The organism is Thioclava sp. DLFJ4-1, assembly GCF_002020145.1.
In the GTDB taxonomy this organism is placed as follows: domain Bacteria; phylum Pseudomonadota; class Alphaproteobacteria; order Rhodobacterales; family Rhodobacteraceae; genus Thioclava; species Thioclava sediminum.
Genome location: NZ_MPZT01000001.1, coordinates 1,028,559 through 1,052,555 on the forward strand (window position 1 = coordinate 1,028,559; position 23,997 = coordinate 1,052,555).

At 65.3% G+C, this 23,997-nt stretch carries 25 protein-coding genes; 6 read left to right on the forward strand and 19 right to left on the reverse strand.

Features of this window, described 5'->3' with window-relative positions:
- Positions 1–3 precede the first annotated feature (3 nt).
- From BMI85_RS04655 to BMI85_RS04665, 3 genes are all read right to left on the reverse strand, one after another.
- Positions 4–1,092: an ABC transporter ATP-binding protein gene (locus tag BMI85_RS04655; RefSeq protein WP_078599670.1), complete on the reverse strand. Its 1,089-nt coding sequence runs from the start codon at positions 1,090–1,092 to the stop codon at positions 4–6.
- Between the two features lie 62 nt (positions 1,093–1,154).
- Positions 1,155–2,264 carry an extracellular solute-binding protein gene (locus BMI85_RS04660; protein WP_158522092.1) on the reverse strand — a complete coding sequence of 370 codons (1,110 nt, stop codon included), beginning with the start codon at positions 2,262–2,264 and terminating at the stop codon, positions 1,155–1,157.
- Positions 2,265–2,338: 74 nt separating this feature from the next.
- Positions 2,339–3,685, reverse strand: a complete 1,347-nt coding sequence (locus BMI85_RS04665) for a glutamine synthetase (RefSeq protein WP_078599673.1) — start codon at positions 3,683–3,685, stop codon at positions 2,339–2,341.
- 127 nt (positions 3,686–3,812) lie between these two features.
- On the opposite strand from BMI85_RS04665, the gene BMI85_RS04670 reads away from it, so the two are divergent.
- Positions 3,813–4,628, forward strand: a complete 816-nt coding sequence (locus BMI85_RS04670) for a helix-turn-helix transcriptional regulator (protein ID WP_168174733.1) — start codon at positions 3,813–3,815, stop codon at positions 4,626–4,628.
- Positions 4,629–4,660: 32 nt separating this feature from the next.
- Here BMI85_RS04670 and BMI85_RS04675 read toward each other — a convergent pair whose 3' ends face one another.
- From BMI85_RS04675 to BMI85_RS04695, 6 genes are all read right to left on the reverse strand, one after another.
- Positions 4,661–6,499: an ABC transporter ATP-binding protein gene (locus BMI85_RS04675; RefSeq protein ID WP_143594978.1), complete on the reverse strand. Its 1,839-nt coding sequence runs from the start codon at positions 6,497–6,499 to the stop codon at positions 4,661–4,663.
- Positions 6,500–6,502: 3 nt separating this feature from the next.
- Positions 6,503–7,378 (reverse strand): metallophosphoesterase, encoded by an 876-nt coding sequence (locus tag BMI85_RS21030; RefSeq protein WP_083078686.1) that lies wholly within the window; start codon positions 7,376–7,378, stop codon positions 6,503–6,505.
- A 69-nt stretch (positions 7,379–7,447) separates the two neighbouring features.
- Entirely contained in the window at positions 7,448–9,013 is a 1,566-nt protein-coding gene (locus BMI85_RS04680; RefSeq protein WP_078569694.1) for an ABC transporter substrate-binding protein, read from the reverse strand.
- Positions 9,014–9,076: 63 nt separating this feature from the next.
- Positions 9,077–9,958 (reverse strand): ABC transporter permease, encoded by an 882-nt coding sequence (locus BMI85_RS04685; protein WP_078539986.1) that lies wholly within the window; start codon positions 9,956–9,958, stop codon positions 9,077–9,079.
- A 4-nt stretch (positions 9,959–9,962) separates the two neighbouring features.
- Positions 9,963–10,892, reverse strand: coding sequence for an ABC transporter permease (locus BMI85_RS04690; RefSeq protein WP_078599678.1), 930 nt, complete (start codon positions 10,890–10,892; stop codon positions 9,963–9,965).
- Positions 10,886–11,647, reverse strand: coding sequence for an HAD family hydrolase (locus tag BMI85_RS04695; RefSeq protein WP_078599680.1), 762 nt, complete (start codon positions 11,645–11,647; stop codon positions 10,886–10,888). Before BMI85_RS04695 ends, BMI85_RS04690 begins: the two co-directional genes overlap by 7 nt.
- Before the next feature lie 143 nt (positions 11,648–11,790).
- On the opposite strand from BMI85_RS04695, the gene BMI85_RS04700 reads away from it, so the two are divergent.
- Positions 11,791–12,723, forward strand: a complete 933-nt coding sequence (locus BMI85_RS04700) for a LysR family transcriptional regulator (RefSeq protein WP_246832478.1) — start codon at positions 11,791–11,793, stop codon at positions 12,721–12,723.
- A gap of 26 nt (positions 12,724–12,749) precedes the next feature.
- On the opposite strand, the gene BMI85_RS04705 is transcribed toward BMI85_RS04700, so the two are convergent.
- The 6 genes from BMI85_RS04705 to BMI85_RS04730 all read right to left on the reverse strand — a co-directional run bounded on the left by BMI85_RS04705 (position 12,750) and on the right by BMI85_RS04730 (position 17,986).
- Complete coding sequence (locus BMI85_RS04705) at positions 12,750–13,715, reverse strand: FAD:protein FMN transferase (protein ID WP_078599682.1); 966 nt, start codon at positions 13,713–13,715, stop codon at positions 12,750–12,752.
- Positions 13,696–15,903 carry a PepSY domain-containing protein gene (locus BMI85_RS04710; RefSeq protein WP_078599684.1) on the reverse strand — a complete coding sequence of 736 codons (2,208 nt, stop codon included), beginning with the start codon at positions 15,901–15,903 and terminating at the stop codon, positions 13,696–13,698. The genes BMI85_RS04705 and BMI85_RS04710 overlap by 20 nt, the downstream gene beginning before the upstream one ends.
- 11 nt (positions 15,904–15,914) lie before the next feature.
- Positions 15,915–16,385 (reverse strand): DUF2271 domain-containing protein, encoded by a 471-nt coding sequence (locus BMI85_RS04715; protein ID WP_078539991.1) that lies wholly within the window; start codon positions 16,383–16,385, stop codon positions 15,915–15,917.
- A gap of 39 nt (positions 16,386–16,424) precedes the next feature.
- Complete coding sequence (locus BMI85_RS04720; protein WP_078599687.1) at positions 16,425–16,823, reverse strand: PepSY domain-containing protein; 399 nt, start codon at positions 16,821–16,823, stop codon at positions 16,425–16,427.
- A gap of 175 nt (positions 16,824–16,998) precedes the next feature.
- On the reverse strand, positions 16,999–17,676 hold the full coding sequence (locus BMI85_RS04725) for a cytochrome b/b6 domain-containing protein (protein ID WP_078539993.1): 678 nt from the start codon (positions 17,674–17,676) through the stop codon (positions 16,999–17,001).
- Positions 17,669–17,986, reverse strand: a complete 318-nt coding sequence (locus BMI85_RS04730; RefSeq protein ID WP_078599689.1) for a PepSY domain-containing protein — start codon at positions 17,984–17,986, stop codon at positions 17,669–17,671. Before BMI85_RS04730 ends, BMI85_RS04725 begins: the two co-directional genes overlap by 8 nt.
- Positions 17,987–18,130: 144 nt before the next feature.
- On the opposite strand from BMI85_RS04730, the gene BMI85_RS04735 reads away from it, so the two are divergent.
- The 3 genes from BMI85_RS04735 to BMI85_RS04745 all read left to right on the forward strand — a co-directional run bounded on the left by BMI85_RS04735 (position 18,131) and on the right by BMI85_RS04745 (position 21,187).
- The gene (locus BMI85_RS04735) at positions 18,131–18,790 is read left to right on the forward strand and encodes a response regulator transcription factor (RefSeq protein WP_078519957.1); all 660 of its coding nucleotides are present in this window, start codon (positions 18,131–18,133) and stop codon (positions 18,788–18,790) included.
- The gene (locus BMI85_RS04740) at positions 18,787–20,127 is read left to right on the forward strand and encodes an ATP-binding protein (RefSeq protein ID WP_078599706.1); all 1,341 of its coding nucleotides are present in this window, start codon (positions 18,787–18,789) and stop codon (positions 20,125–20,127) included. The genes BMI85_RS04735 and BMI85_RS04740 overlap by 4 nt, the downstream gene beginning before the upstream one ends.
- Before the next feature lie 88 nt (positions 20,128–20,215).
- Positions 20,216–21,187, forward strand: coding sequence for an NAD(P)-dependent alcohol dehydrogenase (locus BMI85_RS04745; protein WP_246832479.1), 972 nt, complete (start codon positions 20,216–20,218; stop codon positions 21,185–21,187).
- A 2-nt stretch (positions 21,188–21,189) separates the two neighbouring features.
- Here the strand turns inward: BMI85_RS04745 and BMI85_RS04750 are convergent, their stop codons facing one another.
- From BMI85_RS04750 to BMI85_RS04760, 4 genes are read right to left on the reverse strand one after another with little or no spacing between them, the layout of a single operon-like run.
- On the reverse strand, positions 21,190–22,146 hold the full coding sequence (locus tag BMI85_RS04750) for an NAD(P)-dependent alcohol dehydrogenase (protein ID WP_078599708.1): 957 nt from the start codon (positions 22,144–22,146) through the stop codon (positions 21,190–21,192).
- Positions 22,143–22,331, reverse strand: coding sequence for a hypothetical protein (locus tag BMI85_RS04755; protein ID WP_078599710.1), 189 nt, complete (start codon positions 22,329–22,331; stop codon positions 22,143–22,145). Before BMI85_RS04755 ends, BMI85_RS04750 begins: the two co-directional genes overlap by 4 nt.
- 27 nt (positions 22,332–22,358) lie before the next feature.
- Entirely contained in the window at positions 22,359–22,499 is a 141-nt protein-coding gene (locus BMI85_RS21345) for a hypothetical protein (RefSeq protein ID WP_168174734.1), read from the reverse strand.
- Positions 22,500–22,538: 39 nt separating this feature from the next.
- On the reverse strand, positions 22,539–22,796 hold the full coding sequence (locus BMI85_RS04760) for a YjhX family toxin (protein WP_078519961.1): 258 nt from the start codon (positions 22,794–22,796) through the stop codon (positions 22,539–22,541).
- A gap of 256 nt (positions 22,797–23,052) precedes the next feature.
- On the opposite strand from BMI85_RS04760, the gene BMI85_RS04765 reads away from it, so the two are divergent.
- Positions 23,053–23,985, forward strand: coding sequence for a M90 family metallopeptidase (locus BMI85_RS04765; protein ID WP_246832480.1), 933 nt, complete (start codon positions 23,053–23,055; stop codon positions 23,983–23,985).
- Positions 23,986–23,997 lie beyond the last annotated feature (12 nt).

A 23,997-nucleotide genomic window follows, 5' to 3' on the forward strand; every position in this document is an offset into this window, starting at 1 on the left:
TGTTTACGCCTCCACGGCGAACAGGTCGCCCAGCGCGAGGCCGAGCTTCACCGGATCGCCTTGTTTCGCCGGCAAGGTGGAGGTGCCGGGGATATCCATCACGATCTCGGTTCCGGCCGCCGCGATCCGATACTGGATCGATGCGCCCCGGATGAAATACTCGTTCACCGTCCCGGTGATGCTGCAGTCAGCGCTTTCGCCCGGCGCAAGCAGGCGCAGCATTTCCGGACGGATCATCAGCGCGGCATCGGCCCCCGCCGCGACACCGGGCGCGACCTGATCGGCGGCAATGATCGGGTTTGCGCAATCGAGAACGTCGCAGGCGAACCGGAACGCATCGCCCTCTCGGGTGACCTTGGCGGGCAGGAGATTGGTATCCCCGATGAACCCGGCCACGAAGGCATTCGCGGGGCGGTAATAAATCTCGGACGGCTCGCCCAGTTGCACGATCTTCCCGGCGCGCATGACGCAAATCCGATCGGCGAGCATCATCGCCTCTTCGAGGTCATGCGTGACATGGACGAAGCTCGTCCCGACATGGCGATGCAGGTGCTTGAGTTCGGCCTGCAGGGATTTCTTGAGCTTCGCGTCGAGCGCGCTCATCGGTTCGTCCAGCAGCAGCACCGGCGGCTGCGACACCATCGACCGCGCGAGCGCCACGCGCTGTTGCTCCCCGCCCGACAGCTCATGCGGGTAGCGGTTGAGGTAGCTCTCCTTGAGATGCATCAGCTCCAACATCCGGCGCACGGCAGCGTCGATCTCGGGCTTCGGGCGTTTGGCCAGATGCAGCGGGAAACCGATATTCTGCGCAACGGTCTTGTGCGGGAAAAGCGCGAGCTTCTGGAACACCATCCGCGTCGGCCGGGCCGAGGCTGGGATCTCCGTCATATCCTCCCCGTCGATCACGAGACTGCCCGCCGACAGATCCTCGAAACCGGCCAGGATCTTGAGCAATGTGGTCTTGCCGCAGCCCGAAGGCCCGACGAGCGCCAGAAACTCACCGTTGGCGACTTCCAATGAGATGTCGGTCAGCGCGCGATAGGTGCCGTAGTATTTATCGATTCCGGTGGCTTTGATGATGGGAGAAACCAAGGGGGACTTCCTGTCTCAGAAAGGGAGCAAGGGCGGCGAAACCGCCCTTGCAAATCGGGAGATCAACGCGCAGCGGCCAGTTCCTGAGACCAGATTTCGAGCATCTGGTCGATATTCGGCGCCACATTGTGGAAGTGGGATTTGTCCCAGGCCTCCCACATGTAATCCATCTGCAGCACGTCCTTCTGCTCGTCGGTGAAGAGAGCTTCGGCCTCCTGCGAGGGCACGAGGTTGCAGGTCGCTTCGGTCCAGGCGAGCTTCACGGCCACTTCCGGCGAGGTCAGGTCGCGCAGCAGAGCCTTCGCCTTGGCGTCGTCGACCGGGTCTTTCACGACCCCGCCCGCTTCCATCCAGATGATGCCCTGGTTCAAGCCGTCCTTGGGCTCCGGCACGATCGACATGATCTCTTTCTGGCCATCCTTGCGCAGCGCCGAGGTGCAGTAGGTGCCGCCCCCGATCAGGGTTCTGAACGAGCCGTCCATCAGGCCTTTCTGTGCGACCGACAGGTCTCCGACGATCGCCCGCGTGTTCTTGAAGAGCGCGCGCAGCACGAGGCGGATCTCGTTGAGCTCGGCGTCGTCGAGCTCCTTGTAGGGATCGATCCCGGCATAGAGCGCCATCGGCATGATCGGCCAGTCGCCCCAGTCGAGCACACAGATCTTGTCCTTGTAGGCCGGGTCGAAACAGGGGGCGTAGCTGCTCCAGTTTTCCAGCTTGTCATACTTGGTGTTGACGGTCGGCCCGACCCAGCCCCAGCGCGTCGGCAGGCCCGTGGTCTTCCCGTCGAAATCCAGCGGCGCGAAGGGGGCGCGGAATTGGGGGTAGAAGCTCTCGTAGACATCGGCGAATTCGGCGTCGTCCAGGAATTCCCCGATATCGGCCGGTCCCATACGCTGCACCCAAGGGCTGTCGGTGGCTACGACGTCGAAATCGCGCCATGCGCCCGCTGCGAGCTTGGCGAAACCGCCGGGGCTGTCGGTGATGAGGTCGATCGAGATCGAAACGTCGTTCGCCTCCTCGAAGGGCTTGATGATGTCGGGGCTGTCATAGCCCTCCCAGCACATGAATTTCATGGAAGTGGCGGCATGTGCCTTTCGCGGCATCAACCCTGCCCCCGCGAGCCCTGCCGCGCCCATGCCTTGCAGGAACGTGCGGCGATTGGGTGAAAACATCGGTATTCCCTTGGACTTTGTCATCTCTCTTTACTCCCGGTTGGTTGGATCAAGGCCAGCTTTGTTTTCTTGTTTCAGACGACCTCTAGGTATCTTTCGCGTTCCCAAGTGCTCACATGGCGAAGGAAAGAAGCGTATTCGTGGCGCCGCGCGCGCACGAAACTGTCGATGAACACGTCGCCGAAAATCGCCCGAGCGACTTTGCTTTCGTTCAGCCGCTCGGCGGCCATGCCAAGATCGCTCGGGAAACGGGTGTCGGGCGACGGGTCCAGAAGATACTGATCACCGGAGGCAGGCGGGCCCGGGTCGAGCTCGTTCTCGATCCCCCACAACCCGGCCCCGAGGCACATCGCCAGGGCCAGATGCGGGTTCGTATCAGCCGATGGCACACGGAACTCCACACGGGTCGCATCGGGGCTGTCATTCATCACCCGCGCCGCGACCGTGCGGTTCTGGATCGCCCAGGAGGCCGCCGTGGGCGCCCACATCCCCGGAACCATCCGGCGATAGGCATTCACCGTCTGGCTGCACAGCGCGAGCATCTCCGGCATCAAGGCGACCAATCCGGCGATGAAATGCCGGGCGGTCTTGCTCAGCCCGTCCGCATCGCCGGGATCGACGAAGGCGGGACTGTTGTCGGTCAGGTTGCGCAGCGAGACATGCAGGTGCCCGGACTGCCCCGAGAGGTTCTCATTCAACTTCGACATGAAGCAGGCGGTGAGCCCGTGGCGCCGGAAGTATGTCTTCGCGAAGTTCTTGAACAAGGCGGCATCGTCGGCGGCCTTGACCCCGGGCGCATGGGTCAGCGGCACTTCGAGACAGCCGGGGCCAAGTTCCGTATGCAGCGCGTCGAGACCGATCCCGAGGCTCTCCATCATCGCCACGAGCCCATCGAGCAGCTCGTGCTCATTCGCCAGCGTCTCGAGCGAGTAGGTCTTATTGCCCAGCGCGTAATGCTTGGGCTCAGCAAACCCGCCTTCGCGCAGGCTCGCCGCGTCCTCGTCGAGCAGGTTGAACTCGAACTCAAAAGCCGAATGGACCGAAAAGCCCATGTCTCGCGCTTTCTCGAGTTGGCGGATCAATTGATTTCGTCCCGACCGCTCTCCGAAGGGCATCGCATAATCGGCGATGCAGATCGCCTGATCGCCCTCGAAGGGCCAGGCGCGCACCGTCTCGGGGAAAAGCTGCGCCGGAACATCGGTATAGTCGCCGCTCCCGTAGGTTTCCTCGGCGCTATCCCAATTGTAGAGCACATCGCAGAACGGGTAGCCCCCTTGGGCCAGCTTCTCCGCCTTGGCGCGCGCGACCCGTTTGACGCGGAACATCCCGTCCTGATCGAAAATCCCGATATGCACATATTGCGCGCCGATCCGATCGAGCATTTCGTGCATATCGACATGATGGGGGGTATCAGCTTGCATTCCGCAGCATTCCATTTTTTCCTGATCGGGTTCAGCTTAGAGCCTTGGCTGAGCCTACCAATACCCCCCGAGGGGTATGCCGCGTTCCCCGCAACGGGCGCCGCGGATCAAAGCGAGACCGGGAACGATGTCAGGATGGAATGAACGCGTCGCAGATGCGATCACTGCGATGGGGACCGAAGAGTTCGCCCGAGCGCTGGACCGGGCGACGGAGACGCTGTTTCCCTACAAGATTTGCATGGTCTTTGCCTATGAGGGCAACGCGACGCCGCAATCGCTCTACCACAATCTGCCGCCGGATGCGGCGCGGATCGTGATCTGGGATTACTGCACCGGTCCGTATCTGCTCGACCCGTTCTACGCCGAGACCGAACGGCGGCGCTCGGGGATGGCCGGTCTTCGACAGATGGCGCCGGACAAGTTCTTCCAGTCGGAATATTACGCCAAGCATTACAGCCGCACCGGCATTCGCGACGAGATCGGCATCTTCGCCGCGATCGGGCCGGAGCGGGTCGCGGTGATCAGCTTCGCCCGGGAACGCGGCCAGCCGGTTTTCAGTGCCCGCGAGCGGGCGCGTCTCGCCGAGGTGGGGCCCGTCATCGAAGCCCTGATGCGCGGCCATTGGGGCGTCACGGCAGCGCGCGAGGCGCGCGACGATGCGGCGGAGACCGCCCTGCCCCCTCTGCAGGTCCTGCTCGACCGAATTGCCGGAGGGGTACTGACCCCGCGCGAGACCGAGGTGATTGCGATGGTGCTGCGTGGCTATTCGACCACGGCGATCGGCGCAAATCTCGAGATCAGCGACGAGACGGTGAAGGTCCATCGCAAGAACGCCTACCGGAAGCTGTCGATCTCGTCCCAGGCGCAGCTCTTCTCGCTGTTCCTGAAGGCGCTGGACGAAAGTTCAGTGGCAGGTCAGTTGCAGCAGCGTCGATCTGGGTAGCCCTCCGCCCAGCGCCGACGACTCCGAGAGCGCTAGAAAACCATGCTACCGACATCTTCGCGCTTCGCTTCGCGAACCGCCTCTGGCGCGGCGCTTGCCATCGACTGGTAGGCCATCAGCTCGACCGTGTCGCGGATGGCCACGAAATGCCCCTCCCCGACTTCACGCAGCGCGATGCGCTCGGGGTCTGTGGCGCGCGGCAGCAGAAGCTTCGGCGTTTTCAGGTCGGATGCGCGCTCGCGCTGGAGCGGTCTGCGCTGCGGGTCCGGATGCGGCACCGCCGACAGGAGCCGTCGGGTATAGGGATGCAGCGGGTTCTTCAGCACGGTGTCGGTCGGCCCGGTTTCGACGACCTGCCCCGCCCACATCACGGCGATGCGGTGGCTGACGCGTTCGACGACCGCGATATCGTGGGAGATGAAGAGGAACGAGACGCCCTCCTCCCGCTGCAGCTTGGCGATCAGATCGGTGATCTGGCGCGCGACCGATACGTCGAGGGCCGAAACCGCCTCATCCGCGACGATGATCGCCGGTTTGACCGAGAGCGCGCGGCAGATGCAAAGCCGCTGACGCTGCCCGCCGGAGAACTGGTGCGGGTAACGGTCCATCGCGGCGGCTTCCAGCCCGACCCGCTCCAGCAGCTCGCCCGCCATAGCCCGCCGTTCGGTGCGCGTCATCGGGTTGCGGATATGGGCAGGCTCGGTGATCAGATCGTAGACCGGAAGCCGCGGATTGAGGCTGGCATAGGGGTCCTGAAAGACCATCTGCATCTTTCCGCGCAGCGGGCGCAGCTCTTGCGCCGTCAGGCCGGTCAGGGTCTGCCCGCTCAGCCGAACCCGCCCGCCGGAGGCTGCCTCGAGACCGAGCAAGGTCCGCGCCAGAGTGGATTTGCCACAGCCGGATTCCCCCACCAGCCCGAGCGTTTCACCGCGCCCGAGGGTCAGCGAGACCTCGTTGACCGCGTGATAATCGAGCGCAGGCCGTCCCGGAGCAGCGCGGCGCACCGGGAAACGGACAGACAGCCGGTCGACTTCGAGGAGCGGCGCATCTGCATTGAGCGGTCGTTTCGGAGCCCCCGCGCCCAGCATCGGCGTTGCCGCCATCAGGTTGCGGGTATATTCGGCCTGCGGTGCCGCGAAGATCTGCCCGACCGGACCGGTTTCGACCTGTTCGCCGCGACACAGCACGACGACGCGGTCGGCGATCTCGGCCACCACCCCCATGTCGTGCGTGATGAACAGCACGGCCATTCCACTTTCTTCCTGCAACTCTTTGATCAGCGAGAGGATTTCCGCCTGCGTCGTCACATCGAGCGCGGTCGTCGGTTCATCGGCGATCAGCAGGTCTGGCTGGCAGGCCAGCGCCATCGCGATCATGACGCGCTGACGCAACCCGCCCGACAGCTCGTGCGGATATTGCACCAGCCGCCGCTCGGGTTCGGGGATCTTGACCCGCGCGAAGGCGGCACGGGCCGCCGCCAGCGACGCCTTGCGGTCCAAGCCCTGATGCAGGCGCAAGACTTCTGCCACCTGTTCGCCAAGCGGCATCACCGGGTTGAGCGCGGTCATCGGCTCCTGAAAGATCATCGAGATCCGGTTGCCGCGCACCTGCTGCATCTCGCGTTCCTCGAGCACGGTGATCTCGACCGGCGTATCGCCATCCAGATCGATGCGCCCGCCGGTCAGGCGCCCGCCCTCGCGTTCGATCAGGCGCATCAGCGCCAGCGCGGTGGCGGATTTGCCCGAGCCGGACTCCCCCACGAGCGCGACGGTCTCGCCGCGTGCGATGTCGAAGCTGAGCCCCGACAGCGCGGTGTGGGAGCCGAAAGCGAGGCTCAGGTTCTGGACTGACAAAAGCGGTGCGCGGCTCATGGATCAACTCGCGGCTGCGGCAGCGCGGCGAACGCGTGCCTCGGGGTGGTCGGCGAAGGACGGCAGCGGGGGCGTCCAGCGGCGATGGCGGGGGGTGGTCTCGAAGGAGAACGGATCGTCGCCCACGACCTCCCAGCGGAAACTGTCGCCCAGTTCGATCATCCCCATCGCGCCGGCGGGCTCGCCCTCGGTGGTAAAGCTCTCGGTCAGAGATTGCTGGGTTAGATGGGTGATGCCGTCGACCGTGGTGACAGTGTTCCAATGCACGTGACCGGCAAGACAGACGACCGGCACCTTGGCGCGAGACAGAGCGGCACGGGCGCGCTCGGCCATCGGATAGGTCGAGCTGGCCGGGTTGTTCTCGAAATAGTAGTTGCCCAGCTGCGAATGGCCCGAGATCGGCACATGGCTGACCACGAGCGTCGGACGATCGCTCGCCTGCATGGTGCGCGAGAGCCAGACCACATCGGGCTCGGTCAGCACGAAGCCGGAATAGTCGGGCATCCGGCGGATACGCGTATCGGCGCGCCACAGGACGATGCGCCAGCCACCGATGTCGACCACCCCGTGATCGAGCGTCTGGCCGAGGATCCCTTCGTTATCCGAGACCTCCAGATGATCGCGATCGTGGTTGCCGTTGAGATGCAGGATCGGGGCCTCGACGGCGCGGAACGCCTCGGCCACCTCGGCTTCCAGACGCAGGTCGGTGTCGCGGTTCTCATCCGAGATCCGGTCCCCGAGATCGAGCACCAGATCGGCGCCGCCGTCGCGAACGTAACGGGCGAAGTCTTCCATCAGGGGCAGCGCCATGTCGCCGCGCTTCGCGGTCGAGGGTTTGCCATGGTGGATATCAGTGACGATGGCGATACGGGTAGACATGCTGAAACTTTCCAAAGAGTTGGGGGAAGGTGCCCGCCGCCGCGCACAAGCGGCGACGGGCGGGGAGCGTTAGTTGGAGGCGAAGGAGATCGCCCCGGCGCGGAAGTCGAGCACATAGGGGATGTGGCCGGGCTTCGGCGCCCAGGCGATATCCTTGCGCATCGCCCAGCTCTCATAGGGGCGATAGAGCGGCAGCACCGGCGGGTCCTGCTTGATGCGATCCATCAGCTCGGCATAGGCGGCGCGACGATCCGCGACATCCTTGGAGAAGCGGAACTTGTCCCAGGTCTTGCGATAGGCTTCGTCGGTGGTGAAACGGCCTTCCGATTCCGAGGCCGCATCCGGGGCCCACATGACGCCGAACGAGCCGAAGGGGTCCGCGAAATACATCGGGTTCGACCAGTTGCGGGTCATCATGTCCTTGCTGTTGCCGGTCCATTTCTCGGCGACGTTCACCTTGCCCTTGATGCCGACCTGCGCCCACATCTCGACGATGGCCTGCGCGGCCAGAAGGCCGTTGGTGTAATAGACCGGGTCGGTGTCATAGGTGATCTCGAACCCGTCATAGCCAGCTTCCTTCAGCAGTTCGCGGGCTTTCTCGGGGTTGTATTCGAAGGTCTTCAGCTCCGGCATGTAGAGGTCGCCGAATTCCTTCATCGTGTGGGTCGAGGGAACGACGGCCTTGCCGAGCCAAAGCGCCTCGTTCAGCGCGTCGCGGTCGATCGCGAGGCTGAGCGCCTGACGGATGCGCGGATCGCGCAGCTTGGGATGGTTGGTGTTCATGATCATGACGTGGAACAGTGGCGTGACGCTGCCGGCGGCCTTGATGCTCGGGTCGGCTTCGATCAGCGACAACTGGTCGGGCGCGACATTGGTGATCATGTCCACTTCGCCGGTCTTGAGAGCGGTGATCCGCGAGGCGGTTTCCGGGATATGGATCACCGAGACCTTTTCCAGCGGCGCCTTGTCGCCCCAGAAATTGTCGAAGCGGGTATAGACCACGCGCTCACCGGGGCTGAACTCGCTGATCGCATAGGGGCCGGTGCCGACCGGAGCCATCGAGAAGGCTTCGTAATCGCTGTCCTCGGCCACGTTCGGATCGCCGGTCAGGCCCTTGGTGTAGTCTTCGGGGATGATCATGACCTGCTGCAGGTTCACGAGCGTTTCCCAAAGCGGCTCTTCGCGCTTCACTGTGATGCGGACGGTGTAATCGTCGACCTTCTCGGCTTTCTCGAAGTTGTTCAGACGGTCCTTCGAGCGCACCATGTAGGGCGGGAAGGTGGCCTGATACATGCGGTTGAGCGAGAAGACCACGTCATCGGCGGTCATCGCTTCGCCGTTCTGGAAGGTCACGCCCTGACGGAGCTTGAACTCCATGACCTTGGGCGAAACGAGGTTCCATTCGGTCGCCAGACCGGGGCGCCATTCGCCGCCGATCTTCTCGTGATCCTTGTCGATCAGCGTGTCGAAGGTGTTGTAGTAGAACTGCGAGCCGACATTCGAGTGGTCGCGGCCGGGATCGAGATATTTGGCGACGTTGGCAGCGCCGACTTTCAGTTCGCGGGCCTGAGCCCCCGTGACGCCAGCGGCAGCGATGCCGGCGGCAAGAGCGGTGGAAACGAGCAGTCTGAGCATTGGTATCTCCATTGCAGGGTTTGACGACGGGCGCTTGCGGCCTTCTGTTCTTGTTGCGGGGTGTCAGCGTGCGCGCAGGCGCACGTCGACGCTGTCGCGTAACCAGTCACCGACCACCTGGACGGCGAAGGTCAGCAACACGATCAGCGCGGCGGGGACGATGACGATCCAGGGGGCGGTCGGCATGTAGTCGCGACCGATGCCGACCATCGAACCAAGCGTCGCAGTGGGCGGCTGCACGCCGAGGCCGAGGAAGGACAGCGTGCTTTCAAGGAGCACGATATTCGACAGCGACAGCGTGAACTGGACCACCAGCGGCGAGACGATATTGGGCAGCAGGTGGGTGAAGGCGATGCGCCGCGGACTGGCGCCTGCGGCGCGGGCGGCCTCGATGAAGGGCAGATGCATCAGGCGGCGCACGTCGCCGCGCACGATCCGGGCATATTGCTCCCAGCCGGCGAGGCCGAGGACGATGACCATCACCTGAAGCGAGCTGCCGAAGATCGCCAACGTGAAAAGCGCGATCAGCGTGAAGGGCACCGCGATCTGGGTATCGACCGCCGACATGATCGCGGCATCGGTGCGTCCGCCGACCACGCCTGCCAGCAGACCGAGCAGCCCGCCGACGAGAAGCCCCAACAGCGCACCGAGGATCGCCAGCATCAGCGTCAGGCGCAATCCGTGCAGGCTGCGCGAGAGGACATCGCGGCCCAGCTCGTCCGTGCCCAGCGGATAGGCGATCTTCGCCCGGTCGAAGCCAATCGGCGGGCGCAGCCGCGAAAGCAGGCTCTGCGCATTGGGATCATGCGGCGCGATCAGTGGGCCGAGGAAAGCCATGAGCAAGAGGGCCAGCCCGACCGCGAAGGCGACTTTCTGGATCACGTTGGTGCCGGTCCAAAGGCGGCTCAAAGCCGAAGGCGCGGGAGTGTTGAGGGCCATGGTCATCGGATCACCCTTTGAGTTGATGGCGCAGGCGCGGATCGGCCCATGCGTAGGCAAGGTCGATGGCGGCGTTGATGAGGATGACGGCGATGGCGACGGTGATGACTCCGAACTGGAGCACCGGGTAGTCGCGCCGGATCGCCGAGGAGACGAGCAGGTCGCCGATGCCGGGCCAGGCGAAGATCGATTCCACCACCACCGAGCCGGAGGCGGCGAGCCCCGCAATCTGAAGACCGATCACCGACAGCAGCGTGATCGAGGCGTTGCGCAATCCGTGGCGCAGGATCACCGCGCGCTCGGGCAGGCCCTTGGCGCGGGCGGTGCGCATGAAGTCCTGCCCCAGCACGTCGAGCATGGCGTTGCGGGTAAAGCGCGTGAGCGCCGCGATCAGAACTCCCGACATCGCCAGCGTCGGCATGATGAAATGCAGCGGCGTTCCATTGCCCACCACCGGCAACCAATTCAGCCAGTAGGCGAAGACCAAGACCATCACCACGGCGAGGATGAAGTTGGGCACCGCATAGCCGAGGAAGGCTACGACCATCGCCGCGCTGCCCCGCCAGTGCTTGCGCCAGATCGCGGCGATCATGCCCAGCGGGAGAGACACGACGAGCGTGAGGCCGATCGCCGACAAGAGGAGCTGCGCCGAGGGCCACAACCGCTCCACCACGATCTGGATGACCGGTCGGCGCTCGATGAAGGACAGGCCGAAATTCCCGTCGAGGAAGGCGCGCAGGAAAGCGAAATATTGGTCCCAAAGTGACCGGTCGAGCTCGTAGTAGCGGATCAGGATCTCGCGGTCCTCTTGGGTCATGCCCTCGCCCGCGAGGAAATCTATGGCGTTCCCCGACAGGCGCGTGGCGAAGAACACAAGCGTGACGATCACGAAGAAGGTCAGCGCCATCCGGACGAGGGTGCGCAGGGTGTAGCTCAGCATGTCACGATCTCCTGGGCGAGGGTCACCCCACCCGGCCGGGCGAGCAGAACGAACTCGACCCCGGCGGCGGCGGCCGCGCGGCCATCTGTTTCGGGCGTGTCGCCAAGAAAGACCGCCGCGCCCGGCGCGACCCCGGCGCGCGACAGCGCGGCGTGGACCAGATCGGGGGCGGGCTTGGCGAGGCTCGATGCGGTGGCGGCGGGCACTGCGGCGCGTGCCGCGGCCCAAAGCGCGCCGGTCTCGGGTCGGGGCGTGCCGTCAGGGCCGGGATGGAACGTGTCGGGATTGCTCAGCAGCACGGGCAGGCCCCGCGCGGCCATCGCGGTGAGTTCCGTAAGGTCGGCGAAGCTGAAACCGGTGTCGCGCGCCAGAAGCACCAGTTCGGGTTGCGCCCGGTCGGGCACCAGCCCCAGCTTGCGCGCCAGCGTGACAAGCGGCGGCGCGGCGAAAAGTGCAACCCGCGCACCGGGGCGACGGCGCTGCAGATTGCGGAGCGTTTCCTCCCCCGCCAGCACCATGCGCTCGGCAGCTACCGCGAGCCCCATCATGCCGAGCCGGGCCGAGAGGTGCTCGGCGGTGTCGGTGGAATTGTTCGAGACGACCCAAAGCCGCTCGCCGCAGCGCTCGATCAGTTCGGGCACGCCGGGCAGCACGCGGTCCCCAGCGATCAGACAGCCATCGAGATCGGCCAGAACCGCAGCACGTTCGGGGAGCGGCCCTGACAGGAACTCGGACAATCCGACAGGCTGGGTCATGGGCAAATCCTCTCCGTTCGGGGCCTCGGCCCCGTTCGCGCGATGCGCGTCTGTTCATGCGGTGATGGGGCGTCGCCCCGGACTGCTCACGGTTTGACGAGTTTCTGTGACGTGGATGTTACATCTGCAAGCTAAGCCGTCAGATGATGAAAGCTTCGGTTGGATCTTTGGCGAGCGCCCTGTCGCTCTCGCGCCTGCGCTCGGTGACTGCGGTCGCCGAGGAGGGCTCTTTTTCGGCTGCTGCGCGCCGGTTGGGGGTGTCGCATTCCGCAGTCGCGCAGCAGATTCGCGATCTCGAGACCGCCTTCGGCGTGCGGCTGTTCGACAAGCTCAACGGAACCCTGTGTGCCACGCCCCTGTGCGAGCAGCTTTGCGATATCGGGGCACGGATGCGCGAGGCCGAGCATGACGCGCTGCGCATCCTCGAACGCCGGGGCCCGACCGGCAGGCGCAGGCTGCGCGTCGGTCTGGGCAATTCGATGCCGGGCATCGCGATCGTCCACCAGCTGCTGCGCCAGCACCCCTCGCTGACGGTCTCGGTGGAAAGCGGCTCGCATCAGGACATCCTCGCGGCCCTGCTGCGGCGCGAGGTGGATGTCGCGGTGCTGCCTGATCTGCCGAACGATCGCCGATTCCGCACCGCGCGGGTGCTGTCGCAGGAGGTGGTGGGCATCGTCTCCGCCGACAGCCCGGCCGGTTTGCGCGACGAGGTCAGTCTGGAAGAACTGGCGCGGCTGCCGCTGATCTTCCGCTCGCAGGGGTCCTCGACCCAGAAGGTCGTCGACCGCGCCTTCCGTGCGACCGGCCTGTCCCCCGAGCCGCAGCTGATCGCCGACACCCGCGACGCCGTCTACGAGGCGGTGGCCTTGGGGATCGGCGTCGGCTTCATGTGGCGCTTTGGCACTTACCGAACCGATACGGTGCGCAGGCTTTTGATCCGCGACATCCGGTCGACGGTGGACGAGGTCGTGTTCGCCCTGAAGGACGAACGGAACGAGTTGATCGAACTGTTCTTCAACGCCGCCAGCCAGATCGATCCGGCCGGGGCCGCTGGCGCGGAGATCATTCGAGACTAAGTGCGCCGACGCCCAAGCGACGTGGCCTAGACCGTCGCCACGACGCTCTCGGGAAACAGATCGCCTGTCCCGAAGCTTTTCACGCACCCGTCGTCCTCGCGCATCAGGAACAGGGCGTCGAGCCCGCGTTTTCTCGCAACCTCCAATCCCTTCTCCGGGCCAAGCACCATAAGCGCGGTGGCCCAGCCGTCGGCCTCGGCGCAACTGCGCGCGACCACCGTCACGGAGGCAGGCGATGCCAGCAAGGGCGCGCCGCGCACACGATCCATCGTATGCGAGAGCCTGCGCGCGCCGAGGTCGATCCAATGACGATAATCGCCGGAGGTCGCGACGGACGCATTCTCGAGCGCGAGGATCGAATGCGGCGTGCGGCGCAGCGGATCGGGGCTCTCGACCGCGATCGTCCACGGGCTGCCATCGGGCCTGAGCCCCATGGCCCGCATTTCGCCGTCGATCCCGACGAGACCGGCCTCGATCCCCTGCGCGGCCAGCGTCTCGGCAAGGCGATCCACGCCGTAGCCTTTCGCGATCCCGTTCAGGTCCAGCACCACGGGTCCGCTCTTGCGTACCCGGTCATGGTCGAGCTCGAGCCATTGATATGCGGGCTCCCGCGGCACGCTCATCGCGGCGCGGATCGCCTCGGGTGTCGCATCGTCGGGACCGAAGCCCCACGCCGCAACCGCATCTCCGAGCCCGACATCGAACGCACCGCCCGAGGCTTTGCCGATCTCGAGCCCGAGACGGAGCACTTCGGCCAAACGCCCGGGCACCTTCACCCATTCGCCTTCCGCAGCCGCGTTGAGCCGCATCAGGTCGCTGTCCGGTTTCCACGTGGACATCTGCGCATCCACCTCCGCAACCGCCGCCTGAAGCGCGGCTTGGATCGGCGCTGGATCGCGCTCGGGCGGTGCGAAGAACAGGGCGGTCCAGCGGGTGCCCATGGTCGCGCCTTGCAAAGCGTGGCGCAGCAGATCAGAAGATGTCTTCGACATAACGGCCCTCCGTTTTCAGTTTGATCGCACTCAGGCCCGAAGCCGCGAGAATGTCATGCAGGGCATCGGCGACGCCCGCCGCCATGTCCCGCCCGCCGCACACCATGATCCGCGCGCCGCTCTGCACCAGCCGGACAAGTTCGGGGGCATCGGCGCGCATCGCATCCTGGACATAGCGCGGTCGCTGGCCGCGCGAGACCGAGGTCACGAGCCGCGACAGACGCCCTTCGTTCTTCCAGCCGCCCAACTCCTGCTCATAGAGGAAATCGCTTTGCGGATCGCGCATCCCGAAGAAGAGGTGGATCGGGCGCCGTTGCTCGTTTTCGCGCACGAAGCCCACGAGAGGGCCGATCCCCGTGCCCGCGCCGATCAGGATCAGCGGCGCGCGCGAACGGTCCGGCCGGAAGGCGGGGTTGCGTCGGACGAAGGCGCGGACGCTCTCGCCGGGTTCGAGCGCCGTCAGCTGGCCCGAACACAACCCACCGGGGTGTTTCTTGACCACGATCTCCAGAAACCCGTCGCGGCGTGACGACGCGAGCGAATAGAGACGCGGCGTCGGCGACCCTTCGGGCAGTATCCCGATCAGGTCTCCTGCGGCAAATCGCGTGAAGCCTGCCCCCGTCAGCCGCTCCCAGAACGTGGCGCGCGGCAGGGAAAAGCGCAGGATCGACGTCGGAGCCTGCACGTCCGCCCCATAGTCGCGCCGCGACTGGAGCGTGAGTTCGGTCGTGGCAGGGGGCGTCGGTTGGTGGTGCAGTTCGAGCGCGATCCCGAGCGCCGCACCCAGCGCCTGCCCCCAGCGCGCGAAGGCCTGCGGCGACTGACGGTCGATCGTGTCATAGGGCAGAAGAACCGGCCACCCTTTCGCCTCCACGGCCTCGGCAATCTTCTGGGCGTAGGCGCAATAGGCAGGGAAACTCCGGTCCCCGAAACCGAGCACGGCAAACGGGATATCCAGCGCATCGGAGCAGGCGTCGAGTTTGGTCAGGAAGCCTTTCGCGGAACTGGGCTCTGCCCCGTCGCCATAAGTGGCCGCGAGCACGATGATCCGATCGGCCCGGGCGTAGCGCTCGGGGGCGAAGGACGACATCGGCGCGATGTGAACACTCTGGCCCGCCGCACGGAGCGCCGCATGCAGGGTCGCGGCAAAGCCCCAGGTGCTGCCGCTTTCGCTGCCGACAAGGAGGATCGTCGCCGCGCGCGCGGCTGGTTGGTTGGCCCGGATGCGCGGGCGGCCGCGCCGACCCGCAAGCCAGATCGTCAGGCCGGTGAGACCCATCACAGGCACGCCCAGCGCCATGAGGCCGAGCACCGCGCCAAGCAGCGCCGCCCCCTGCCCCGTATGCAGCATGTAGATGGTTTCCGAGATGCGTTGCCATGCGGTGAGGTCCGCCCAAGCGAGCACCGCGCCAGTGCCCTGATCGAGATAGCCGGTGCCGAGATCGGTCTTCAGCGTGAAAACATCGGTGGCATCACCGTCATAGGGGAAGCTCAGGCTCCGCAGCTCCGAGACGGGCATGTCGCCCAGCATCGCAAGACCGGCAAGCGGCACGTCTGTTTGGCCGCTCACCTCCGCAGGAACGCCGAGCGAGGGCCCGCCATCGGGGATCAGCTCGAAGGTCGAGGCCGTCATCCACAAGGAGGTGGCGGAGGATAGAAGCAGGCCGACCACCGCGACGCGCGCGATCTCGACGTGGAGCCGACCGGCGAGCGGCCCGCGCAAACGCGAGAACCAGTTCCGCCAGCCGCCGACACGCCGCGCCACGAGCAGGATGCCGGAGACCGAGAGCACCAGCATCGCGACGGAGCCGAGCGCGCTTGCAACGCGGCCGGGATCGCCGAGGAAGAGGGAGCGGTGAAGGTTGGTCAGCCAACGCTGAAAGGCATTCGGATCAGCCGATGCGACGCCTCGGCCCGTGGTGGGATCGATCACCGCCGCGCCGGGCTGTCCGGCTTCGAACCAATAGGCCGTGATCCGCCCCGACGGGGCGCGCCGGATCTGTTCGAGCCCCGGATAGATCGTCTGGATGCGCTCGGCGAGGGTCGCGACGCTGAGCTCCGCCCCCGCCTGCGGTGCCGCGATCCGCTCCGCAACCGGAAAGACCGCGAGCACCGCGCCGCTGAGCGCCAGCACCGTGACAAGCGCCAGGGCAATCAGCCCCGGCCAGCGATGAAACGCGCGGATCATGGCCTGTCACCTCACATGTCGTAGGTGAAATCGGCGACGTAGCGACGCCCCGGAACCGGCGTGCCTGCGCCCTCGGTCGTCAGCGGCACGGCGACCTCGTTGGGGCTGTCGCGCATGTCCTCGACCGCGGCGTCGATATGCAGCGTGTAGCCCGCATCAAAAAGCGCATCCGCAAGATCGAGCGTGATCTCGAGCGTCCGGCCCGCCCCGACGCTCGCGCCGGTGATGCCGTTGATCTGCGCGGGATCACCCCCGGTTGCGCGATACCAGTCGTTGAGATGCTCGTAATATTTGGACTTGCCGCCCGCCATCCAGAGGCTGCCCGCATAGGCGCCCGACGGATCGGTGACATAGAGCGCGAGATAAGCGCCGTCGCCGCCATAGTTGTTCAGCGTGGTCTTGAGCGTGACGGGCTGTGCGGATGCAAGCGCGGGAATGGTCAGAGCCGTGCTCAGCGCCAATGTTGCAAGTAGAGACTTCATTTCGGGAATCCTTGTTTTGGGGAGGAAAGCGGCGGCGGCTCAGTTCACCTGAACCTTGGGCGGAGCGCCGTCACCGAAGAGGCCGTTTTTCGGCGGGGCGACCGTGCCGGCGGGGGCCGGGTTGCGCGCCGATGCGCCGTAGTCGTCATCATCGTCGTCCTCGTCATCGTCATCATAGTCCGACGTGATGAGGCGCTGCGTCGCCGGATCGAGCTTGGCTTCGGTTTTCCGCCCGTCGCGGTCGCGGCCCTCGATCTCGTATCGGCCGTCTTCCATCTCGATTTCGTGGACAGTCCAGCCGTTCTCGCGCGCGATCTGCATCACTGCGTCGCGGGACATTCCTTCGCCGCGCGAAGACTTTCGGTAGTCGTCGTCGGCCAGAGCCATCCCCGCAGGCAGCAGGGCGATGAGGGGAAGTGCGGTCAGGATCTTTCGCATGGCAGGGTCTCCTTTTTTCATCTGCTAGCGACAATCTGGGCAGCGGACCTGAGCGCTTCCTGACGGGCGGAGAGTTTCCGCTTCAGCTTCGCGTCAGGAAAAAGGCCCCGCCTTGTGAGGGCGGGGCCAGGTGAGGCCGCGGGACAAACGGCCTTGGCGATGTGATCGGGAACGGTCAGGCGATATCGCCGGGTTCAGGCCCACGCTTGTCGCCGGTCAGCATCGACCGCGCGAGGTTTTCGCGATGCCGGAAGGAGGCCAGAACCACACCGGCGACATGCAGTGCCACGAGCAGCAGGACCAGATTGGCGAGAACCTCGTGCAGTTCTTCCAGCGCCTCGTTGCCTTCGCCTTCTCCGCCCTCGCCATATTCACCGTATTCGCCATCCTCGTCCGCGAAGGCCGGTGTCACGATCTGCGGCAGCGCGGGAAGCATCGCCACGCGCGTGGGTTCCGCCATCAGCCAGCCGGTAAAGGCGGTGCCCGACAGCGAGATCAGCAGCGCCACGATCATCAAAGCCCCCGCAGGGTTGTGGCCGAGATAGCGACGCTCTTTGCCGCGCAGCATGTCGCCGAGATAGGAGAGCGTCTGCCCGGGGCCTCTGAGAAACTGGGTGAACCGGGCATAGCGCCCGCCCACGAGCCCCCAGACCAGCCGGAACGCGACCAGCCCGGCGACGGTGTAGCCTGCGATCTCATGCACCGGCTGCAATTCGTCGGCCGTGAACCAAGCCGTGGCGAAAGCCGCGACGAGGCCCCAGTGGAAAATCCGCACCAGCGGATCCCAGACCCGCACCTTGCCTCCGGAGCTACCGCCGGAATTCGTCGTGTCGTGAAATGCTGCGTCAGTCATGTTTGTCTCCTTCACGATCTTCGCGGGACCGACCATGTTCATCGCCCTCATATTCGACCTCGAGAATCTGGAGCGTCGACGGATGAACCGTCACTTCGAGTTGGCGGCCCTGCGCGTCGGTGCCGTCGATCTCGTAGCAGCCGTCATCGATCTTGATGCGGCGCACCGTCCAACCGTTCTCTTCGGCGAGTTGGGCCACGGCATCGCGCGGCTGCCAATCCGCCATCGGCACGAAACAGTCGTCATCGGCCAGAGCCATTCCAGCCGGAAGCACCGCGAGAAAGGCGAGAATTGTCACTGTCTTCTTCATGGGCCAAACTCCTGTTCGCGGCCAACTCTGCACCTTTCATGGGCGATCAATCTGACGGGAACCTGAAGCCGCATCGCGCGCAACGTCAGCTTGGTGTCAGCCGGGCAGGTAAAGACTGGGCAACGGAAAAGAGATGGGACCAACATGCGCATCCTGCTGATCGAGGACGACACTATTCTGGGCACCGCGGTGCGCGACCAGATCGCGAGCGACGGCCACTCGGTGGACTGGGTCACGCGCCTCGATGAAGCGGGCGCGTCGGTCCGCAGCACCGGCTATGATCTCGTCCTGCTCGATCTCATGCTCCCGGATGGCCGCGGCATCGGTTTTCTGAAGTCGCTGCGCAGCCGGGGCGATGTGACCCCCGTGATCATCATGACCGCGCTCGATCAGGTCTCGGACCGGATCGAGGGGCTGAACGCGGGCGCCGACGACTATCTGGTGAAGCCCTTCGACCTCGCGGAACTCTCCGCGCGCATCGGGTCGGTCGCGCGGCGCTACAGCGGCAATCCGAACCCAATCGTGAGCCATGCCGGGCTCGAGATCGACCTCGCCGCGCGCAGCATCCTGCGCGACGGCAAGCCCGTGCAACTGACCGCGCGCGAATGGGCCCTGTTCGAGGCGTTCCTCTCGCGCCCCGGCCAATTGCTGTCCAAAGCCCAGCTCGAAGAGAAGCTCTACGCCTTCGACGCGGAGGTCGAGAGCAACACGATCGAGGTTCATGTCAGCCGCCTGCGCAAGAAACTCGGCGCCCATGTGATCGAGACCGAACGCGGCCTCGGCTACAGGCTGGGCAAGGCATGAGATTACCCCGAAGCCTTCAGGCCCGTCTGGGGCTTTCGCTCGGGGTCGTTCTGGCGCTGATGTGGATCGCGGCGGCAACCGTCACCGCGCTGATCGTGCGCAAGGAGATGAGCGAGGTCTTCGACTCCACGCTTCAGGAAACGGCGCAGAGGATCCTGCCCCTCGCGGTCATGGATATCGTGAACCGCGACGGCAACAACACGACACAGCGTCTTGCAAGGCTGCGCAACCACGAGGAATTCTTCACCTATATCGTGCGGGACGCGGAGGGGCACATTCTTCTGCAGTCCCACGCGGCCGATCCGTCCGCCTTCCCCGCCTATGACGGCCGGGGGTTCAGCCAGACGGCCACCCACCGGCTCTATAGCGATGCCGCCCTTCAGGACACGATCCGGATCACCGTCGCGGAACCGCTCGCGCATCGTGCGAAGGTCGCGCGAGAGGTGGAGCTTGGCCTTGGTCTGCCGCTGCTGATCGTGATCCCGCTCGCCTTCGCGGCGGTCGTGCTGGCGGTGCGGACCAATCTCGGGCCGCTGCGGCGGTTCCGAACCAGTCTCGAGGCGCGCAACGCCCGCGATCTCACCCCCATTCCGACCGACGATCTGCAGACCGAGATTTCTCCGGTCGCCGCCACGCTCAACAATCTTCTGGGGCGGTTGCGCGAAGGGATCGAGGCCGAGCGAAGCTTCGCCTCCAACGCCGCGCATGAATTGCGCACGCCCCTTGCGGGCGCCATCGCGCAGACACAGCGGTTGAGCGCGGAAACCACCGACCCGGTCGCGAAGACACGCGCCGCCGATATCGAGGCGACGCTCAAACGTCTCACACGGCTCTCGGAACGTCTGCTGCAACTCGCCCGCGCGGAAGGCGGGCCTTTGCGGCTGGAGCGCAGCTCGGACCTGCGGGTCGCTGCCCGCTTGATCGTCGAAGACCTCGCGCGCGGCTTCGATCCCGGGCGTATCGCTCTGGAGCTACCGGAGACGCCTGTCATCTCAGATCTCGATCCCGACGCTTTCGGTATCCTGTGCCGGAACCTGATCGAGAACGCGCTGAAGCATGGGGCGCAGGACGAACCGGTTGCGGTGCGCCTGACTGCGAAAGGCGTTTTCACCGTGACGAATGCCGGGCCGGTCATTCCGCAGGAGACGCTCGCGCGCCTGACCGCGCGGTTCGAGCGCGCCGGCAGCACGAATGACGGCAGCGGATTGGGCCTCGCCATCGTCGCCGTCATCGCGGAGCGGATCGGAAGCCCGCTCTCGCTGACATCGCCGCCGAGCGGTCGCGACTCCGGCCTTGAGGTCAGCTTGCAGCTGCCGCTGAGTGCGGCGACGTCCTGAAGAGCCGCGCGCCGAAATCCGTCACGTTCCGAAACCCGTCTTGTTCAGCGTCACTTGCCGGACCTCGTTCGGCTGATAGTCTGGAAAAATGACCGACGCGGACACGATGACTGCGGTGCTTTGCGACCGCTATGGGGCGCCTGACACGCTTTGGCTGGACGACGTGCCCATCCCGGCGCCCGCACCGGGCGAAATCCGGGTGCGCGTGCATTCCGGAACGGTGAACCGGACCGACACGGCCACGCTGCGCGGCCACCCCTTCTTCGCGCGGGCGATGACGGGGCTCTTGCGACCGAAGATGCCCACGCTCGGGATGGATTTCGCCGGCGTGGTCGACGCCTTGGGCGATGGCGTGAGCGCCTTCCGGCCCGGGGAGCGGGTGTTCGGCCTGTCGCCCGAGAGGTTCGGAGCCCATGCCCAATATCTCTGCCTGCCCGCCGATGGACCGTTGGCGCGGATCCCGGGCGATCTCACCTTCGACGAGGCCGTCGTGGGCGAAGGCGCATGGTATGCCGACGCGACCACCAGCCTGCTGTCCGAGGGCGCCCGCTGCCTGATCTACGGTGCCTCCGGCGCCATCGGCTCGGCGGCGGTTCAACTTGCCAAGGTGCGTGGGGCGCATGTCTCGGCGGTCGTCGGAACCCGTCACCTCGAATTGGCCCAGAGCCTGGGGGCCGACCGGGTGGTGAATTACGAGACCGAGGATTTCACCGCGATCGGCGAGCGCTTCGACCTTGTCATGGACGCGGTGGGCAAGACCTCGTGGCGCGCCTGTCGCCCGCTGCTGACGCCCGACGGCGTCTTCACGGCGACCGATCTGGGCCCCGGCTGGTCCCACCTGTTTCTCTCCGGCTGGTGCGCGCTCACCGGCAGCAAGCGCGTGCGGCTTCCCTTTCCCGAGAATGCCCCGGGCTTCGTGCGACGCCTCGCCGGGCTGATGGCCGAGGGGCGGTTCCGGGGCGTCTTCGACCGGCGCTATCGGCTGGACGCGATCGTCGAGGCCTTCCGCTATGTCGAGACCGGGCAGAAGACCGGGATCGTCAGGATCGACATCCCCTAGGATCAGGACGGGCGGATCACGATCTTGCCCCTGACCTCGCCATGACCGGTGCGCGCCAGTGCCTCCGGCAGCTCGGCCAGCGGCAGCTCCGCCTCGAGATGCGGCGCGATCCGCCCCGCCTGTGCCAGCGCCGCCACGCGCGCGGTCAGTTCACGCCCCGAGGGCACCATCAGCATTCCGATCGACTTGTGCCGCCCCCGGTAGATCGCCCCACCGAGCAGGAGCGACAAGAGCACGCGGACCTCGCCGCCGACCGCCCGGTAGATGCCACCCGGCGCAAGCGCCTTCGCAATGCGGCGTGGCCCGCGCGTCGCCACCATGTCGAGGATGCGATCCCAGGTGGCCCCGGTCTCGGTAAAGTCCTGTGCGCGATAGTCGATCACCTCGTCGGCACCGAGCGCGCGCAGCCAGTCGACCTTGCCGCCATTGTCGACCGCGCTCACGAAGGCCCCCGCCTGCTTCGCCAGTTGCAGCGCCATAGTGCCCGAACCACCCCCGGCCCCGTTGATCAGGAGCCTGTCCCCTGCCGTGACATTTTCGGTCCCCGCGACGGCGATGCCGCCCGCCTGCGGCAAACAGGCGGCGACCGCGTCGGACAGGCTCTCGGGCACCTTCACCATCAGCTCAGAGGGCACGCAGACATATTCGGCGAAGCCGCCGCGGGTCATGACGACATCCCCCATGACCCGGTCGCCGATCGCGAAGCCGGGAGTGTCGGGACCGAGCTTGTCGACGATCCCCACGACATCCGAGCCAAGCACCGGTTGCTTCGGCCGCCAGTACCCGCCGACCATTCGCGCATAGAACGGCGCGCCCGTGAGATATTCCCAATCCGACAGGTTCACAGCGCAGGCGCTTACCCGGAGCCGAAGCTGGCCTTTGCCCGGTTCGGGCACCGGCAGGTCCGCAAGCCGCAGCTGCTCGGCCCCGCCGTAGCGGTGATAGGTCATGGCCTTCATTTGCCGGGTCCGGGGGGATCGGTGAACACACGGACCAGCATCGTGCCGACGATCCAGACCCCCAAGGTCCAGACGATCGTGGCGCCGGGGCTCAGGTAGCCGCCGACAAATCCGGCAATCGCGATCACCACGCCGATTGCGCCGACCAGTCCGACCAGTTCTTTTCTCTTCTGTCGCAAGCCCATCGGTCTCTCCCCCTCTTCATGTAAATCCTAGTCGATTCGCGCGCGACGCCCAAAGATCACGGCACCCAAGCCGAACGGCCCGACAAGCCCGACCGACAGCCAGCCGAGCCAGTCGCCGATGCGCCCGTAGAGCGCCCTGATCCTTTTCATGGGCACGTCGACCGTCATAGCAGATTGTCGTTTGCATGATCATGCTCCTCCGGTTTGTCATCGTTGATTGAGCTGCGCGCGCACGGCTTTGATGCCTTGCCGCGATACGCGATAAGGCTGGCCGTTCTGCGAGCGGATGAAGCGCCGTTTTCTCAGGCGCATAAACACGTCGAGCGTGCAGTCCGAAAGGACGTAACCGTCGCGCGTGTAACAGGTGATGGCGCGTATCTTGCCGCCCTCGCCTCTTTCATGGTGGATTGCTCCGCCAAGGGCGAGTTCATGCAAAACACGCTGTTCGTGCTTTGAGATATTCAAGGGATTGGTCTCGATTTTATGAGAGTGCAGAAACAGAGGCACTCAGCGTTGCGCGTGAGTGTTCTTTTGGTTCTGGCGTTCCCGTATCACTTGATCGGGAACGGGCTTATGCCCGGGGCTCTTGCATAAAATCTCCATCGCATGAGGTCTCTGCCTCATACCTTTTGGACAGTTAGGCACGGACGCAGAGCACAACAAGTCCCCTGCGACATCTCTGCACGATCAAAGCAGTGGCGTTGCAGAAAAGCGGGCGTTCATGTCCCTCCGCAAAAGCTCTCGCGGCCAGCGCACTGAAGAAGAGACGCAAGACAGCGCGGTTGCATTGTCCTCAGCGACTATCTACGCCATCAGATACACCAGCCCAGATTGGACAGCGGTAATGCCGATATTCCTGATCCTCATGGTCATCGTCGCAGGCGCCGTTGGAGCGTTCTTCTGGCTCAAGCGGCATAAGCGCGCCCAACTGCTGACGACTGCGCTGCCGGAGCGTCAGCGTCGGATCGTGAAGCAGCAGGTTCCGCTAATCCGAAGACTGCCGGGCGACCTGCAAGCTCGGCTCGACGGCAAGATCAGCCTGTTTCTGGATCAGGTCGAATTCCTCGGCTGCAATGGCTTGGAAGTGACCGAGGAAATGCGGCTCTCCATCGCCGCCCAAGCCTGTCTTCTCGTCGTGAATTCAGACAGCTGGTACGATCACCTTCGCACCATCCTGATCTATCCCGGGGCCTTCAAGTCCAGACAAGCTCAGCGCAGCGGCTATGTTTTGACGGAGCGCGAAACCATCCGGACCGGGGAGAGCTGGGCGCGCGGTCCGGTCGTTCTGTCTTGGAAGCACACCCGGTGGGGCGCCTCCAACGATCATGACGGCCACAACGTCGTCCTGCATGAGTTCGCCCACCAGCTCGACGATCTTTCAGGTCACACGGACGGCATTCCGGTGCTGAGCAAAGAGCAGAGCTTCGCGGGCTGGGCGGTGCCATTCTCCGAGGCCTACGAGCGCCATGTTCAGCACGTCCGACACGGGCGGCGCACCGTGATAGACGCCTACGGCGCCGAGGGGCCGGAGGAGTTCTTCGCGGTTCTGGTCGAGGCCTTCTTCGAGCGACCGGCAGAGCTGAAACACGCCGAACCTGCAGTCTATGAACAGCTGTCGATACTCTTCCAGCTTGAGCCATCGACATGGGCCTGATGCCCCTGCGCG

Bases quoted from the DNA above. Each gene is read 5' to 3' on its own strand.
- BMI85_RS04675 (WP_143594978.1), bottom strand. From the start codon at position 6,499: ATGAGCCGCGCACCGCTTTTGTCAGTCCAGAACCTGAGCCTCGCTTTC.
- BMI85_RS04660 (WP_158522092.1), bottom strand. From the start codon at position 2,264: ATGTTTTCACCCAATCGCCGCACGTTCCTGCAAGGCATGGGCGCGGCA.
- BMI85_RS04755 (WP_078599710.1), bottom strand. From the start codon at position 22,331: ATGGGCTTGCGACAGAAGAGAAAAGAACTGGTCGGACTGGTCGGCGCA.
- BMI85_RS04730 (WP_078599689.1), bottom strand. From the start codon at position 17,986: ATGAAGAAGACAGTGACAATTCTCGCCTTTCTCGCGGTGCTTCCGGCT.
- BMI85_RS04665 (WP_078599673.1), bottom strand. From the start codon at position 3,685: ATGCAAGCTGATACCCCCCATCATGTCGATATGCACGAAATGCTCGAT.
- BMI85_RS04705 (WP_078599682.1), bottom strand. From the start codon at position 13,715: ATGTCGAAGACATCTTCTGATCTGCTGCGCCACGCTTTGCAAGGCGCG.
- BMI85_RS21030 (WP_083078686.1), bottom strand. From the start codon at position 7,378: ATGTCTACCCGTATCGCCATCGTCACTGATATCCACCATGGCAAACCC.
- BMI85_RS04680 (WP_078569694.1), bottom strand. From the start codon at position 9,013: ATGCTCAGACTGCTCGTTTCCACCGCTCTTGCCGCCGGCATCGCTGCC.
- BMI85_RS04740 (WP_078599706.1), top strand. From the start codon at position 18,787: ATGAGATTACCCCGAAGCCTTCAGGCCCGTCTGGGGCTTTCGCTCGGG.
- BMI85_RS21345 (WP_168174734.1), bottom strand. From the start codon at position 22,499: ATGACGGTCGACGTGCCCATGAAAAGGATCAGGGCGCTCTACGGGCGC.
- BMI85_RS04720 (WP_078599687.1), bottom strand. From the start codon at position 16,823: ATGCGAAAGATCCTGACCGCACTTCCCCTCATCGCCCTGCTGCCTGCG.
- BMI85_RS04750 (WP_078599708.1), bottom strand. From the start codon at position 22,146: ATGAAGGCCATGACCTATCACCGCTACGGCGGGGCCGAGCAGCTGCGG.
- BMI85_RS04695 (WP_078599680.1), bottom strand. From the start codon at position 11,647: ATGACCCAGCCTGTCGGATTGTCCGAGTTCCTGTCAGGGCCGCTCCCC.
- BMI85_RS04700 (WP_246832478.1), top strand. From the start codon at position 11,791: ATGATGAAAGCTTCGGTTGGATCTTTGGCGAGCGCCCTGTCGCTCTCG.
- BMI85_RS04710 (WP_078599684.1), bottom strand. From the start codon at position 15,903: ATGATCCGCGCGTTTCATCGCTGGCCGGGGCTGATTGCCCTGGCGCTT.
- BMI85_RS04685 (WP_078539986.1), bottom strand. From the start codon at position 9,958: ATGACCATGGCCCTCAACACTCCCGCGCCTTCGGCTTTGAGCCGCCTT.
- BMI85_RS04670 (WP_168174733.1), top strand. From the start codon at position 3,813: ATGTCAGGATGGAATGAACGCGTCGCAGATGCGATCACTGCGATGGGG.
- BMI85_RS04745 (WP_246832479.1), top strand. From the start codon at position 20,216: ATGACCGACGCGGACACGATGACTGCGGTGCTTTGCGACCGCTATGGG.
- BMI85_RS04715 (WP_078539991.1), bottom strand. From the start codon at position 16,385: ATGAAGTCTCTACTTGCAACATTGGCGCTGAGCACGGCTCTGACCATT.
- BMI85_RS04690 (WP_078599678.1), bottom strand. From the start codon at position 10,892: ATGCTGAGCTACACCCTGCGCACCCTCGTCCGGATGGCGCTGACCTTC.
- BMI85_RS04735 (WP_078519957.1), top strand. From the start codon at position 18,131: ATGCGCATCCTGCTGATCGAGGACGACACTATTCTGGGCACCGCGGTG.
- BMI85_RS04765 (WP_246832480.1), top strand. From the start codon at position 23,053: ATGTCCCTCCGCAAAAGCTCTCGCGGCCAGCGCACTGAAGAAGAGACG.
- BMI85_RS04725 (WP_078539993.1), bottom strand. From the start codon at position 17,676: ATGACTGACGCAGCATTTCACGACACGACGAATTCCGGCGGTAGCTCC.